The 14,837-nt window shown below is 60.8% G+C and carries 16 protein-coding genes and 1 pseudogene; 7 read left to right on the top strand and 10 right to left on the bottom strand.

Features of this window, described 5'->3' with window-relative positions; translation table 11 throughout:
* Positions 1-79: 79 nt before the first annotated feature.
* Entirely contained in the window at positions 80-451 is a 372-nt protein-coding gene (locus tag GGI60_RS15830; protein WP_183934575.1) for a hypothetical protein, read from the top strand.
* Positions 452-636: 185 nt separating this feature from the next.
* Complete coding sequence (locus tag GGI60_RS32070) at positions 637-1,110, top strand: hypothetical protein (protein WP_246720431.1); 474 nt, start codon at positions 637-639, stop codon at positions 1,108-1,110.
* Positions 1,111-1,140: 30 nt separating this feature from the next.
* Here GGI60_RS32070 and GGI60_RS15820 read toward each other — a convergent pair whose 3' ends face one another.
* Positions 1,141-1,860, bottom strand: coding sequence for a Crp/Fnr family transcriptional regulator (locus GGI60_RS15820; RefSeq protein ID WP_183934828.1), 720 nt, complete (start codon positions 1,858-1,860; stop codon positions 1,141-1,143).
* 109 nt (positions 1,861-1,969) lie between these two features.
* Positions 1,970-2,956: an alpha/beta hydrolase gene (locus tag GGI60_RS15815; protein ID WP_312863467.1), complete on the bottom strand. Its 987-nt coding sequence runs from the start codon at positions 2,954-2,956 to the stop codon at positions 1,970-1,972.
* A gap of 262 nt (positions 2,957-3,218) precedes the next feature.
* Between GGI60_RS15815 and GGI60_RS15810 the strand changes: the two genes are divergently transcribed.
* The 5 genes from GGI60_RS15810 (at position 3,219) to GGI60_RS15790 (ending at position 6,029) form a co-directional block, all read left to right on the top strand.
* Positions 3,219-3,965: a Crp/Fnr family transcriptional regulator gene (locus tag GGI60_RS15810; protein WP_183934826.1), complete on the top strand. Its 747-nt coding sequence runs from the start codon at positions 3,219-3,221 to the stop codon at positions 3,963-3,965.
* A 483-nt stretch (positions 3,966-4,448) separates the two neighbouring features.
* A complete protein-coding gene (locus tag GGI60_RS15805; RefSeq protein ID WP_183934574.1) occupies positions 4,449-4,997 on the top strand; it encodes a sigma-70 family RNA polymerase sigma factor in 549 nt (182 codons plus the stop codon).
* The gene (locus GGI60_RS15800; RefSeq protein WP_183934573.1) at positions 4,994-5,638 is read left to right on the top strand and encodes an NrsF family protein; all 645 of its coding nucleotides are present in this window, start codon (positions 4,994-4,996) and stop codon (positions 5,636-5,638) included. The genes GGI60_RS15805 and GGI60_RS15800 overlap by 4 nt, the downstream gene beginning before the upstream one ends.
* A 68-nt stretch (positions 5,639-5,706) precedes the next feature.
* The gene (locus tag GGI60_RS15795) at positions 5,707-5,859 is read left to right on the top strand and encodes a hypothetical protein (protein WP_183934572.1); all 153 of its coding nucleotides are present in this window, start codon (positions 5,707-5,709) and stop codon (positions 5,857-5,859) included.
* Positions 5,859-6,029: a hypothetical protein gene (locus GGI60_RS15790; RefSeq protein WP_183934571.1), complete on the top strand. Its 171-nt coding sequence runs from the start codon at positions 5,859-5,861 to the stop codon at positions 6,027-6,029. Before GGI60_RS15795 ends, GGI60_RS15790 begins: the two co-directional genes overlap by 1 nt.
* Positions 6,030-6,078: 49 nt before the next feature.
* On the opposite strand, the gene GGI60_RS15785 is transcribed toward GGI60_RS15790, so the two are convergent.
* From GGI60_RS15785 to GGI60_RS15750, 8 genes and pseudogenes are all read right to left on the bottom strand, one after another.
* Positions 6,079-7,413, bottom strand: a complete 1,335-nt coding sequence (locus GGI60_RS15785) for a cytochrome P450 (RefSeq protein ID WP_183934570.1) — start codon at positions 7,411-7,413, stop codon at positions 6,079-6,081.
* 142 nt (positions 7,414-7,555) lie between these two features.
* A complete protein-coding gene (locus GGI60_RS15780; protein ID WP_183934569.1) occupies positions 7,556-8,083 on the bottom strand; it encodes a sigma-70 family RNA polymerase sigma factor in 528 nt (175 codons plus the stop codon).
* A gap of 99 nt (positions 8,084-8,182) precedes the next feature.
* Positions 8,183-8,659, bottom strand: a pseudogene (locus GGI60_RS15775) (ATP-binding cassette domain-containing protein).
* Positions 8,660-8,696: 37 nt separating this feature from the next.
* Positions 8,697-10,415, bottom strand: a complete 1,719-nt coding sequence (locus GGI60_RS15770) for a GH32 C-terminal domain-containing protein (protein ID WP_183934568.1) — start codon at positions 10,413-10,415, stop codon at positions 8,697-8,699.
* 4 nt (positions 10,416-10,419) lie between these two features.
* Positions 10,420-11,313: a carbohydrate ABC transporter permease gene (locus GGI60_RS15765; protein WP_183934567.1), complete on the bottom strand. Its 894-nt coding sequence runs from the start codon at positions 11,311-11,313 to the stop codon at positions 10,420-10,422.
* Positions 11,306-12,244 carry a carbohydrate ABC transporter permease gene (locus GGI60_RS15760; protein ID WP_183934566.1) on the bottom strand — a complete coding sequence of 313 codons (939 nt, stop codon included), beginning with the start codon at positions 12,242-12,244 and terminating at the stop codon, positions 11,306-11,308. The genes GGI60_RS15765 and GGI60_RS15760 overlap by 8 nt, the downstream gene beginning before the upstream one ends.
* 93 nt (positions 12,245-12,337) lie before the next feature.
* Positions 12,338-13,630, bottom strand: a complete 1,293-nt coding sequence (locus tag GGI60_RS15755) for an ABC transporter substrate-binding protein (RefSeq protein WP_183934565.1) — start codon at positions 13,628-13,630, stop codon at positions 12,338-12,340.
* 36 nt (positions 13,631-13,666) lie between these two features.
* Positions 13,667-14,671: a LacI family DNA-binding transcriptional regulator gene (locus GGI60_RS15750; RefSeq protein ID WP_183934564.1), complete on the bottom strand. Its 1,005-nt coding sequence runs from the start codon at positions 14,669-14,671 to the stop codon at positions 13,667-13,669.
* Between the last annotated feature and the right edge of the window lie 166 nt (positions 14,672-14,837).

The following is a 14,837-nucleotide window of genomic DNA, read 5'->3' as shown; positions in this document are numbered from 1 at the left end:
GCCAGGCTTGGGCCGCCCGATGTTGGAAAGCTCGACAGCATGTTCACCACGTAAACTCGTAACGTAGTAAGCGTCCGCCATGAAGTCGCTCAGTCCGATAGCCGGCAAGACGATCCTTATCATTGGTGAAGCCGATTTTCTTTCGGGCGATGCCAAGGCGGCGTTCATTGCGCGCCAGGCGTCCGTCACCGGTCCGATCGTTGTGTCCGGGGTGATGGATTACCTGCGCGAGGGGCTTGTGTTCGACGCCATGATCATCGACGTCACGATCTCCGACGAAGATATGCTGTGGATGAATGAATGGCTGGAGGCTCGGCAAATTCCGTTTGTCTTTGCTCATGACGAGCGATTTGAAATCCGTCCTGGCGGCTTCGTCCTCAGCGCGCGTCCTTCTGACATCGACGCAATGATTGCGGCGTTGTTCGGGCCGGATTCCTCCTACTACCATTAAGAGGATCCTTTGCACCTCCTGCATGAGGCTGGCTGGATGAGGCTGGGTCGATCGCTCTTAATTTGTCCTCGCCGGACTTGCGATGTCCGTTTGCGTACAGTTGTCGCCGAAAACTTGCGTAGGTCATCTTCCGATCCCATTATCAAAGTGCACAACGAGAATCCTCGGGGCCCAGTGAGGCTGCAATGCTCGATGCTCAGTCGATTTATTTGAAAGCGCTTGATTCAGCCGATCTCGACGGCCTGAACGCAATCTTGAACATAATCTCACGAGAGGCAGGCGCGCCGTTGTGCGCACCAGAGATGCAGGCCGTCGCGGCGATGCTGATAAAATTGTATCGCCATGGCGTGACCGATGAGGAGAAATTGCTGTCGGTTGGGCGCCTGGCATTGAAGCAAGCAGCAGCCCGTCTGCCGCTATCAAGGCCGCCCCTGACAGTCCGCCCGAAGTCAGCATCGAAACGCTCGAGCTCCAGGACAATCGCGAATAACGATGAGCAGGCGGGGGGAGTGAGAACCAACCATGATCCTTCCAACCGGAATAAAATCCCGCCGGTCGGTCCACACGCCAGGGATGACCTGACAGACAGGAGCAAGACGCCTGGCGCCGGATCGCTGCCGGAGAAGGATGAGGAGAGCATTACTCCTGGATCGGGCTGACGAATCCTGAACCGAGCCGGCTTTCTCGTGTCAACGCGCGAGTTGTCTTCCGATCAGCCTTCGGTATTCTTCCTCGGCCGCCCCGTACGACCCGTGTGCTTCCTCGATCAATCCCCGCCGGTTCAGAATGACGATTTGGCGGCGGGTCGAGCGGATGAGACCCTTACCTTCGAGCAGATGCAGCGCGACAGTGACGCCGGCACGGCGGACGCCGAGCATCACTGCAAGAAATTCATGGGTCAGCCAGATGGTCGTGCCGTCGGTTCTATCGTGGACCATCAATAACCAGCGTGCCAGCCGCTCCTCGAGCTTGGCGTGACCGTTGGCAAGTACGGTCGAGGTTGTTTGCGCCAACAGCGCCTGAACATAGGCGAGAAGCAGGCTGCGAAGCGCGCGGCTCTCATCCATCGCGGCGGAAAGCACCCGAGCCGGTAATTTGAAGCCGTGGCCGGTGACCTGCATGAATGTTCTATTCGCGGATTGGCTGCCGCCAAGAATGACTGCGGCGCCTGTCATGCCCTCTCGCCCGACGATGCCCACCTCGATATCGCGCCCGCCAGGAAATCTTGCCACGATCGAGGCAAGTCCGGACTCGAGAATGTAAACGTCGCTGACCGGGCTGTCCTCCATTTCGAGAATCAGAGGCACCTCCAGTTCGATCGGCTCAAGATGAGGCAGCAGAAGTTCACGCTCCTGAGGCCCCATGGCCTGCAAGAGATCATTGCGAAAATGCAAATGTTGATCGTCCATGTCCATCAGCGATCGAAGATAATCGGCCCTAATTGCAACTGAACCTAACCATCTAGAATCGTTGAGCAATATATGGTGCAATAGCGTACAATCTTCAAGGCTGTGACTCTCAATCATCGCCCGACTCATCATCTTCGCAAGACTGCGATATCCACGATCTGACAAGGCCGTTGGCCCTTGCCGCCAGCCTTGTCGGAAAACGGTTGAAGCCGTGCGGCGCATGGGGAAACACGACGCAGTCGGCATTGCCGCTCTGCTGCTGCCATTGCCGCGCCATCGAAAGGCTGTCGTCGACAATAGGATCGAGTGCCCCTGCAATCAGCAGGGCTGGGGGTAGCCCCGAGAGATCGGCGAACAAGGGGCCTTCGGCTTCGCGTCCCGAAAGACTTGGCGTTAGTCGCCGGAGATTACGAAGCGCCGCCGGCCCGTCAATGACGAGGCTCCTGCCTGTCGAGCGCCGGAGACTTTTCGATCCCGTTAGGTCGAAGGCGCCACAAACCGAGATGAATCCTGCGACGATTCCCGCCCTGCCGCGTTCGCGCAGATGAAGAAGCGTTTCCGCTGCAAGATGCGCACCGGACGATTCGCCGCCAAGAATGATCCTCTCGACCTGCAGCTCGGAGAGATGCTCGACTACCCAGTCGATCGCCGCCCTGCAATCCTCCAAGGTAATGTCGAGCCGGTCATCGACCGCATTGTGAAAGTCGACACCGGCCACCAGCACTCGGCAATTTTGTGCAATGGGCCGGGTGATGCGGTCATCGAGGCGGGCGTTTCCCATCACCCAGGCGCCACCGTGGAAATGCACGTAAAGCCCACGGGGGATCCCCTTGGGAAGAATTAGCCGCAGGCCGACGCGCCTGCCATCCGCAAGGATGGCGCGGTGGGCAATATCGCTGTGGCGCGGCAGTCCGAGGGAACCCAAGAACTGGACCGCGCGCACCGTCACCTGCACGGCTTTGGCGTTCCAGCGCCGGTCAGTATGATATCGCGGAAGAACGTTCAGAACAGTATTCAAGCCGCGGGCGCGGGCGAGCTCATGGCGAGTAAAGCATGGGTGCTTGCCGACGGCATTCCCGGGCACAGCCTCGTTCACCTCGAATCAACCTCCACTGCGCTCGTTGATGCATTCTTAGGCCCCGCAGATTCAGTAGCGATGCGCGTTTCAGGGAACTCGATCCGAACCTGCAAAATGCGGCGGCCGAACACGAACAACGAAACCGCAAGACGGTTCCAGGCGGGAACCAACAGAAGTCTTGGGAGTTGGACATGGCGAGCTGGCCATCGCGGCATCGAACTGACGGCATCGTCCGCAGCATCCCGCACTCGCCGAAGGGCGAAGATTGGCAGAAATCATGATGCACCCCAAAGAGAATCGCTTGCTGGGGCTCCTGCCGAAAGAGGAGTATGCAGGGGTCGTCAGCCAACTCGAACCCTGCGCCATTCCGCGCGGTTTCGTCATCGCCGCGGCAGATGCTGTCATAGAATACGCCTATTTCCCCTGCTCGGGCATAGGCTCGGTCATCAATATCTCGCCTGAGGGCAATCGCGTCGAAGCGGGATTGTTCGGCCGCGACGGTTTTGCGCCGGTCGCGGCGGCGATAGGGGCAGGCATCAGTGTCCCTGAGGTCACCATCCAGGTGCCCGGTTTTGCCTATCGTCTGCGACAAACCGCGCTGCTGGATCTGATGAAAACGCAGCCGGTTTTCGCCAGCCTCCTCCATAAGGCTGTTCATGTTCTGGCGACGCAGGCCGGCTTCACCGCGCTGTCCAATGCCGTCCATGAGATCGATGAGCGGTTGGCCCGCTGGATATTGATGTGCCACGACCGGATCGACGGCAATGAGCTCGCGCTGACACACGAGTTCATCGCCTTGATGCTGGCGGTGCGGCGGCCGAGCGTCACCACCGCCCTGCATCTGCTCGAAGGCTACCGCTTCATCCGCTCCGTTCGCGGCCTGGTGATCGTCAGGGATCGCGCCGGCCTGGAAGACTTCGCTTCCGACGCCTATGGCAAAGCAGAAGACGAATATGAGCGTTTGATCGGGCCTCTTAGGAAATCGAGGCGCGGTCTGACCGATATATCTTCCGCACGCCCGGCCTGACCAAGCGGGTCAACGCTTGGCCGTGGCATACAATTCGTAGCCGCGATCCTCCCAGAACCCCGCTATTGCCACCGTAGAGTTGGCCGAAATCGGCGACCGCTTTTGAGAGGCCAAGAAAGCCCGTCATGTTGAAAGTGAACGAGCCGATATCGGTCAGCCCCTTCACCTGGTGGGCGTGTTCGACGGTCTCCATCGCAATGAAGGTGGGGTCGTTGTCGGCGCCGTATTGGCCGCAATAGAGCGCCGGGTGCGTATTGAATATCTGGCAGGCGCACGGCAGGGCTGTGCCGGTAGATAATCATAGAACTCTCCTGATGGATTTTCGTGTCCACCAGCAGCCTGCCGATGGCTCACCTCCGGTTATTCGCGGGAGTGCCGGGAGCGTTACAGCTTCATGCGCATGTGATAGAGCTGTTATGCCGAAATTGCTTTCATCTTTCCTGTAACCGATTGGACGCTTCCAGCGAATGAACTCTTGACAGCATGACAACCGCCCATTCGGAAGAAGCCCTGAGAGCATTGATGCTTCTCTCCCTCGATGGGGACGAGGCTGCCTATCGGCGTTTGCTGACGGCGTTGCGTGTGCTGCTTGTCGGTTATTACAGCCGCAGGATGGCTGCGGCGGCGAAAGCGGATATGGAAGACCTGGTCCAGGAGACATTGCTGGCGCTGCATTCCCGCCGGTCCACCTATGACCGAGAAAGACCTTTCACGGCCTGGTTCTTCTCGATCGCCCGCTATAAGCTGATCGACCATCATCGCGGCCGCGGCGGACGCAGGTTGACCGAGACCGAGCTCGATGACGAGATCGAAAACGACTTCAGCGAGGATAGGCTGACAGCCCGCATGGACGTCGAGCGGTTGCTCGACGGGCTGCCGCCGAGACAGCGGGAGCTGATCCGGCAGGTGAAGCTCGAGGGCCAATCAGTCGCCGACACCGCGAACCGCACCGGCCAGTCTGAATCGGCGGTGAAAGTCGGCATCCACCGGGCGCTCAAGGCGCTCGGAGAAAGATTGCGAGGCGCATCGTGACAGAGACGGACGACATTATCGAACATCTGGCAGAGGACCTGAAGCCGGTGCCGCGCAACGCGCTGCGACGCCGCTTCACGCTCGGCATCGTGCCGGCCATGGGGTTCTCTTTGCTGCTGATGCTGATCATTCTTGGTCTCAGGATCGATATGCCTGACGTGCTGATGCTACCGGTCTTCTGGATCAAGTCGGCCTATAATGCCCTGATTGCCGTGGCGGCTTTCATTGCCGTCTACCGGCTTTCCCGCCCCGATGGTTCCGAGGGAGGCTTTTTCGGTCTGCTTGCCTTGATCTTTGCCGCCATGGCCGTTGTTGCCGCCATCCAGCTCCTGATGGCGCCGGTCGGCACCTACCGGTTACTGATCCTCGGGTCCTCGGCGCTGCATTGCCCGCTGCTCATCTTCGGCTTCGCCATCCCCATTTACGCCGGCACGGTCTGGGCGCTGCGCCGCGCGGCGCCTGTGGATCTGCGTCTGACGGGCTTCATTGCGGGCATTGCCGCCGGTGCAGCGGGCGCCTGGGTATATTCCTGGTTCTGCACCGAAAACGGCATGCCGTTCGTGTTGATCTGGTATACGTTCGGTATCCTGATCACCGGCGCTCTCGGCGCCGTGGCCGGACCTCGCCTGCTCCGCTGGTAGAGCCCTTCTCAACCCGTTCTCCGGAACATTCCGCCCTTCGGCTGGTTCGAGAGCCGAAGGAGAGGGAGATGAACCAAGGTTCGGATCGTCGCGCTTTCGCGATCTATATCGCAGCCATCGTCTTAGTCGGGCTTTTGATCGTGCTCGGCACTACGCTCTCCTGGAACGCGGGCAGCAGAAGCGATCACAGCATACAATTTTCAAGGGAAGCCAATCCGTGATGGAACAGCCGAAAGACGACCCTGTCCGGGTGGACGGGCTGAATGCTGACCAGCAGCGGAACGGCCTGAAAATCCTGTGGTTGGTCATCGCCCTGTTCGCAACAGTGGTCGCCATCGCCTTTCTGCTTTACGTCTCGATCCTCGTCTACGGCGTAATGCAAAGGATGTAGCGCCGGCGGGCGGAGTTTCGTCGCGAACGAGCGTCACCGAAGGCAGACCCTACTCCTTGCGTCGAGCTGCCAGCCGGAGCCGGATGGCGAAGTGATCGAGACTTCCGGGCAGATTGTCGACAGTGAGCGAGGGTTGGAGCAGCACAACATCGGCCGCCGACAAGAATGCGCCGACGGCAAGGCTCGCAACCGTCGGTACGAGATTATGTGCCGGGCAGATGGCGGGACCGGCACTGAAGGGTACGAGCCCGGCGGCCGGCAACGCATCATTCTCTCCCCAGATGCTCGGTTCCATCCGGTTGGCATAGAGGAACTCGGGGTCTCGATGGAAGAACGGTGCGAAGATGATGACGCCCGTGCCACGCCGGATGACCCTGCCGCCAGATTTGATATCCTCGGTCAGTTGCCTGAGGATGACGGGCGTTGTCGGCCAGAGTCGCAAGACCTCGAGCAGGCAACTGCGGGTGAAAGGGCGATCGAGGTCCCGGCTCATGGCCTCTTCCACGGCTTTGGCCCAATAGCTCACATGGCAGGCCAGCATCGCCAGCGTCCTCATAACGGCAATTCCGGCCGCGTCGAAAGCGAACAGCCACTGAGCCACTTGGCTTTCCGGAGCGAACTCACCGCCTTTCGGAAACCGGCTGACGAGACTGTGTTTTTCCGGGTCGCTGAGATAGTGACTGACCTGCTGATGAAACAGGGCTAGCTTGCCCCGGTCGACCGGTGCGGCAAAAGCCCAGTTCGCCCGCTCCCGGAGGTCGTTCAAGGTCTCGGTCAATTTAATGTCATTGCGCGCCCGCTCGCCGAGGACGAGTCGCCGGACGGCCCGAAACCAGGCCTGCGAAAAAGCTGGCCAATCGAGCTCAGCCGACCGGTTGGATCCGATGTCGCGCAAAAGCTGGAGGAATTCGGCGTCTACGACGGCTTTGAAATGGGCGGAATACGGATGGAGCCGCTCTGCGGTTGCCAATGCCTGCTCATGAGCGGACCGAAGCTCGGCGCGCCGCGAGGCCGACGAGACCAGGACGTTCTTCGGTTCGACGTGGGAAAGGGCGGCGTGCTTTTCCGCCGTTGCAGCGGCAAATGGTTCGGGCGAAGATTGGAGCACCGTGGAGACATCAGCCGGATCCAGGAGGAGCAGTTGCGGCCGGAATGGAATAGGCAGCAGAAGAGGCGCCGGACCGTATTTCCTTTTCAGCCGCTGCATTTGTTTCACGGCTTTTGCATCCCAGTCCTGCTGCTCCGCCAGATGCTCGATCGCCCGGCGGCGGATAATGATGCCCCTGGCAACCGTCGGGGCCACGATCGTCATGATCACCCGAAGCGTATCGGTCCATCCGGCACGGTTTACTCTGGGAAAAACAGCGTGACTTCGCGCATTCATGACACTCCAACCCGGTCGGCAGCGACCCTCCGTAGCGGAGGGGTCTGACCTGTACCTGTAGGGCCATCTTATCGGCGTAAATTTGGAACCAGGACGAGGGCCATTTGTTCCTGCCCGGCCTGCCGATGGACCGACTGGGCGCTCAGTCGGCGAGATGGTTTCCGAGCATCTGCAGCAGGGACTCGCGGGCACGGCTGACGCGGCTTTTCAAGGTGCCGATCCGGCATCCGCACATCCTGGCGGCGTCCTCGTAACTCGTTCCGGCAGCCACCAATGTCAGCGCGCGGCGCCTGTCCTCGGATAGACGCGTCATCGCCCGTTTCAACTCGTGTTCCCGCAGCGTCCACTCCTGGGTCGGTGCGATCGCCACCTGCTCGATCGCCGCATCCATCCCTGCCGGTTCGCGTTTCCGCCGGCGGTAGTTGGTGCAGAACGTATTTCGAAGGATGGTGAAAAGCCAGGATTTGAGCGACGTGCCGGGCTGATAGAGATGCACCGAATTCAGCGCCTTCAGCAAGGTTTCCTGGACGAGATCGTCAATGTCATCTTCACTGCGCAAAAATCTGCGGGCAAAGGCCCGCAAGGCCGGCGTCAATTCGACGATCTCAAGCTCGATTGCGGACTTTTCTTTGCAATGCGACGCAGGACGTACGGAAGACGAGGAAGTCATTTTTCTCTCCTGGAATGAGAGGGAAAGTTCCTGCCGTCCTTTTCGTTGCCGTACGATATCGGACAAACCGGTGTTTTCGCCGGACCGCTTTTTCGTCGATCAGTCAAGACCTCCCCGCGGCCGTCTCTTGCGGATGGAGAGCATTTCATAATCGTGCAAACGGGAACAGAGAACTTTCAGGACCTCGCCGGTCAATTCGGGATCGAGCGCCGACGCAACCTCGTCGAACAGCATCACCTTGGGCTTCATCGCCAGCGATCTCGCGATCGCCACGCGCTGCTGCTGTCCGCCGGAAAGCTGGCGTGGCAAATGATCGAGCTTGCCTTCGAGGCCGACCCGCCGCAACGCGTCCTCGGCGAGGGCGCGCAGCTCATCTTTGGGAAGGCTCTGCACGAGGCACGGCGCCAGCGTAATGCTTTGCCCCCACCGTCAGGTGCGGAACAGATTGTAGCTCTGAACCATGCCGACCTGCTGGCCAAGTTTCCTGAGATCCGTCTTCGGGTCGTTTACGGTGATGCCGTCGACGAGGAGCGAGCCGTTCTGGATCGCTTCCAGGCCGTTGATACAGCGCAACATCGTGCTCTTGCCCGGCATGCTCGTATCATCCTCCAGATCAAAGACCGAGCTGCCAGATTTCGGCGGCGATTATATTTCCCTCGGGTGCGGTCAAACGCACCGCACTCACCCCCTTGAAACCGGGCAGCCGCTTGGTGCCCGTCCAGCGGCCATCGTCGGCGAAGATCTCGATCGAGCCTACATCGAGAAAGATCCGGATGGTCGACGGGCGTGCGCCGGCGGCGATATAGCGGGGCGATGCTTTGGCATTCGCCACCGAGAAGGGAATGCTCAGCCCGTCGTCGTTCAGCTGAACCGTGACCGTCGCCTCGGGATGTTCGAGATCGAGGCGGAAAGCATTGCCGGCCTGCCTGAGGTTGAGCAGGATTTCGACGGAGCCGCTGGCGAGATCGACGGTCCGGCCGTCGAGAAAATCTTTGGCATCCAACTGGCGCTGACGCAGGCTTTCGACACCCGATACCGGCGGCGTGATCAGCGCACCGTTCTGCAATGCGAGCCGGCGCGGCAGGGTCATCGCCGTCGGCATGTCGATCTCTCTCGATATATCCGTCCAGTTCGCAAGCCAGGCAATGCCGACCGGACCGCCCGCGTCGACGAAGGCCTGGAACGCGTAGGCGTCGGTGCCGAAATCCAGCTCCTGCTCGAATTCTACGGAGAAGCTGCGGCCATCGAAACGGCCGATGGTTGCTAGCGTCATGTTGCGCCGGCCGGTTGCCGGGTCGCGGCTGGTCAGCAGACCGAAGATCAGGGCCCAGCGCGTCGTCGGGTCGTTCGCGGGGCCGTCGAGGGGCAGCATGCAGGGGCATTCCGCCGCTGTCATCCCGAAGCGGTTTTCGCGGTGAAGCGTGCCAAGGAAGGTCCATCCCGCCGCCGCTGCCGGATCGTCGGTTTCGTAGAGCAGGATGACGCCGCCCTCGCGGTCTCGCGTGCCGAGCAGCATCTTCCATTTGCCGTCGGGCCCTGGGAAGACGTAAGGGTCGCGGAAATCGGTCGTCAGCCCGAGCCCGGCGGGACGCGTGGGCAGGATCAGATCTGCCGCCTCGACAGTGACAAGATCGCGGCTGATGGCGGTGAACTGTACCTGTTCCTCCGGTTCTCGATCCTTCACGTGCTCGGTGAAGAAAATGCGAAGGCCGGCTTCAGCGCCGGGAAGAACGATCGCGGAGCCGGAAAACGCCCCGCCCCGCCCGTTGGCCCGGGCGGCAAGTTCATCCGAAGGGAAAAGAAAAATCGGGAGATGCGTCCAACGAAGATAGTCCTCCGAGACCGCATGGCCCCAATGCATGTTGTTCCACCGCAGGCTATGGGGATAGTGCTGGTAGAAGAGGTGCGGCTTGCCGCCGAACCTTCCAAACCCATTGGGATCGTTCATCCAGCCGAAAGGTGGGCGGAAATGATAACCGCCCGGGACTTCTGGGGCGGCATTGGCAGGGCGGACATGCAGCAGCCGGACGCCTTCTTCGAGAACGCGGGGCTCAAGGAAAGCATAAAGGACCGATATCTCGGTTGTCGCCGGATCGTAGGAGAAGGCGGTCTCTCCGCCTCTTTCCAGCGTCATCGGCCGAAACTCGAACTCATCAGAATTTGACGTTTCGACAGCGCCGGCGGCGTCTCCGTCGACATGTGCCGTCAGCCTTCCCGGGGTGCCGCCGTGCGACGCCCTGATCCAGGCATGGACCGTGGACCTCGCGGGCAGGACGGCGCGGATCGTCTCCAGCCCCGCTTCATCCGAGGGCGAGCTCGCTTGGCTTGTCATCGATTCAACCTTTCACCGCAGAGCCGATAAAGGAGCTCACGAACCAGCGCTGGAATGCGAGGTAGAGCCCCAGGATCGGGATCATCATCAAAACGGAGGCGGCCATTGCTCGATCCCAGTAGATGCTGTCCTGTCCGAAGAAGGTCGCGATGGCCACCGCGATCGGCCGCGCATAGTCGGTCTGCGTCACCAGGATCGGCCAGAGATACTGATTCCAGGTCTCGATGCCCATGAGGATCGACACGGTTGCGAGCGCGGGTAGGCTGAGCGGCAGGAAGATCGAGCGATAGGCCCGGAAAAACGAGGCGCCGTCGATCTCGGCTGCCTCAAGCAACTCTTTCGGCAGCTGCGCGAAGAACTGGTAGAACAGGAAGATGTAAAGCGGACTGGCGACCCAGGGCACGATCTGCACCGCGAAGGTATCAGACATACCCGCCCTTGAGACCATGATCACCAGCGGCATGATGATGCTTTCCTGCGGGATCACATAGAGCGCGATCACGATGGACAGAATGACGGCGCGGCCCCTGAGCGATCCCCAGGCGAGAACGAAGCCGGCCATCGAATTCACGATCAGGCCGGAGCAAACCGTGGTGACGAGAATGATCAGCGAGTTGATGAGATAGCGCCCGAAGGCGAGTTCGCCCGAGAGGTGGCCGACTTCGGCATAATTCGAGAGCGTCGGGTTCGACACCCAGAAGGCCCGGAAGCTGCCCATGTCGGCCAGTATCTGGAACCGGTCGTCCTTGAGGCTGGCGACGACCAGAAGCAGCAATGGAGAGACGATCACCAATGCGATGATGAAAATGCTGACAGTTTGGATGGCGCGGAGAACGCTGGCGGCGGAACGAGGGCGCGCGGTGCGGGCCTGTGGAATCGAGAGAGCGATATCAGACATCGAAGCGCCTCAGGAGTTGGCGCTGGACCAGCGCGATGACGAGAACGATGACAAACAGGATGACCGAGACGGCGGAGGCATAGCCCATCTTTTGCTCTTCGAAGCCGGCGCGGACCATGTAATGCACGACAGTTTCGGTGCTGCTCTTTGGTCCGCCCTGCGTGAGGATGGCGACCTGGGTATAGAGCTTGAAGGCCTGGATGGTAGTGATCACCAGCACGAAGACATGGGTCGGCCGCAGGCCGGGCATGGTCACATGCCAGAAGCGGCGGAAAGCGTTGGCGCCGTCGATCTTGGCGGCATCGTACAACTCGTCGGGAATGCCCTGAAGGCCGGCGAGGTAGACGATCATCTGGAAACCATAGGCCTGCCAGGCCGAGAGCAGCACCAGCGAGAACATCGCCCATTGCGGATCGCCAAGCCAATCGATCGGCTGGATCGCCCCGCCTGAGAGGAAGCCGAGGATCTGGTTGAACGGCCCGGTAGGATACTGGAACAAGGTGCCCCAGATGACGCAGACCACGACCATCGAGGTGATCGCCGGCAGGAAAAACATGCCGCGCAGCAGATTGCGGAACGGCAGCTTCTGATGCAGCAGCAGCGCCGTCGCGAAAGCGAGGCCGCACTGCGCCGGAATGATCCAGAAGGTGAAGCGCGAGACGTTCCAAAGCGCTGTCCAGAACAGCTCGTCCTGGAAGATACGGATGAAATTGTTGAACCAGACAAAGCGGACCGGCGTCGGCCGCGGCACCAGAGGCTGGTTGGTCATCGCCGTCCAGAAGGACAGGAGGAACGGCACGATCAGAAAGAGGGTCAACAGGATGACGGCCGGCGCCAGCATGGCGGCTTCCTGCATCAGCCGTCCCTTGTCGTGGCGGCGTGCCGAGGCTTTTCGAACGAACGTCGAAGATGTCGATTGCTGCAGGGCCATATAGCTCCTCCTTTCTCAACTTGGCTGCCGGTCCGGCCCGGCGATGTCTGCTCGAGACATCGCCGCACCGCGACCTGACGACGGCGATGACGCCTATTGCTCGTCGCCGAATGGCGGGTAGCCGTCGTTGTCCTCGATATCCTGATCGATCTTCTTGGCGGCCGATGTCAGCGCCTCCTTCGGATCGCCGCCGTTGAATACCTCGTCGACCGCCTGCATGAAGGCGGAGGTGATGGTCGGATAGGCTGGATGCGGCGGACGGGCGACGGCCGTCTTCGACGCCTGTTCGAAGGCGATCGCCATCGGGCCACCGGCTGCATAGAGTGGGGATTCGGCGGCGAAGCTCTTCAGGCCGGGATAGCCCGACTGGCTGGCGACATAGGTCCTGTATTCCTTGTCCTTCAGCAGGAAGCTGATGAACTTGCCCGCGATCTCGGGATGCGCCGACGTCTTGGTGATAGCCCAGATCCAGGTGCCGTCGGGGCTCGCGCCCTTGGCGCCGAACTTCGGAAGCGGCAGCACGACGATGTTGTCCTTCATGGTCGCGGCGGCTTCCGCATAGACCCAGTGTCCGCCGAGCGCCAGCGCTGCCGGATTGCCTTCGGCGAAGAACTGGTTGGTTCCGGCCGATTGCGGCACGACCCAGCCGTTCTTGACCCATTTCTGCATCATCGCCAGCGCATCGACGCAGGCGTCGCTGTCGAGCGTGCCTTCGGCTTTCCAAGCCTTGCGGTCGATGAGGTCGCAGCCGGCCGATTGCAGGATCGGGCCATAGGCATAGGTAATCCATTCGGTCTTGATGCCGTAGCCGCGGAAGGTGTCGATCGGCCACTTGACCCCATCGAGCTTGGAAAGCTTTTCGAGGTAGGTTTCGAACTCTTCCCGGGTCCAGGCATCGTCGACGGATTTCGGGATGCGGGCGCCGATCGCTTCGAGGTATTTCTTGTTGCCGTAAAGAACAACCGAGGAGTCGGTCAGGCCGATCGCGTAGAGGTCCTTGTCGATCGGATATGTGCCCTGGGCGATGTTGGACTCCGTCATGTCGTCGAGAACATCCTTGTCGATCAGCGGCTTGATTGGCTGAAGATAGCCCGACCAGACGTAATTGGCGAGGAACGGCGCATCGAGCTCCATGACGTCGGGTAGCTGCTGGGCCATGACGGCGGCGCTGAATTTCTCGTTATAGGCGTCGTGCGGCGCGTAGATGAACTGCACGTCGACATCGGGATTGGCGGCCTCAAACCGTTCGGCGACCTTGCCGTAGGCGGCGACAAAACCGGGGTCGCCCTGATGCATGACCTGGATTGCGGTTTTTTCGGCTGCCTGCGCCCCTACGGCTGATAGTGCCGAGGACAGGACCAGCGACCAAAGTAAACGTTTACCCATTAGAATTCCTCCTCAATTGAATGGGCCTATTTCAATTCATACGGATGCCCGCTCCACCAGCTGGAACGGCAGTTTCTGCACTCCGACCGGAGCCCGGTCTTCGGCAAGCAGGATTTGCGCGGCCCGGCGGCCCATGGCGCGATGCGGAAGCGCCATCGTGGTCAGCGGCGGGTCGAGACGCGAGGCGATCTCGACCTGGTTGTCGAAACTCGCAACGGCAACGTCGTCGGGAATGGACGCGCCTGTCCGGCGCAGCGCGGCATAGACTTCCATGGCCACGCGGTCATTGCCGCACAGGATGGCATCGGGGCGCTGGGAGGCGTTCATCAGCGCATGCACATGCGCGCCCACGATGCTGTGCGCCCGATCGCTGTAGATCGCCTTGCTGACGGCGGGCAGGACGATGGCGCCGGCTCCGTCGATGCCGGCCTGATCGAGCGCCTGCCGGAAGCCGAGTTCGCGAAGTTCGCCGGCGAGCAGGCCGGGCAGATTGATGAAGGCGATGTTGCGCCGGCCGGCATCGATGAGATATTTGGTAATCTCGAGCGCCGCCCCCGTTTCATCAGGCACCAGCGAGTTGACGCGGTCGTTGGCATCGCGGCAATTGATCATGACGCCGACCGCATCGGCAAATTCGGGCGGCAGGTCGACGCTCTTGTGATACATGGCGGCATAGGCGATAGCCCGCGGGCGAAAGCGCCGCATCTCGTCGAGGATCGATGCGATGCTCCCGTGCCCGCCGAGGGTCATGGCGAAGACGGCCATGTCGGCGGCGCGCGCGGCGCCGTCGAGCCCCCGGATGATCTCCGTCGCGAAAGGCGAGGTGATCAGATCATCGGCGACAAGGCCGACGAGCGGCATCCAGCCTTGCCGCATGCTGCGGGCGGCGAAGTTGGTGACATAGCCGAGTTCCTGGGCGATTTCCTTGATCCGCTGCCGGGTTTCCTCCGACATGCGTGCCGACCCGCCATGCAAAGCGCCCGAGGCGGTCTTGACTGAAACGCCGGCGCGGGCGGCTATGTCGTTGAGTGAAAATGTCACCGGGTTTACTTTGGGTTATCGATTACCCAAATTGATATCGGTCCTTTTGCTGGGAGTCAAGGTGGGATGGCGTTGCGGAACGCAAATGCCGCCTCCCGGGGGTTTCCCCTGAGTGCTGTGGTCAACTCACGCGGAACTTCTTACGGATGTTCGAACGAGGGTGTCG

The sequence above is a fragment of the Rhizobium lentis genome (assembly GCF_014200175.1).
Classification (GTDB): domain Bacteria; phylum Pseudomonadota; class Alphaproteobacteria; order Rhizobiales; family Rhizobiaceae; genus Rhizobium; species Rhizobium mulingense.
The sequence above is the reverse complement of the archived record's forward strand: the minus strand, read 5'-3'. Positions and strand labels throughout refer to the sequence as shown.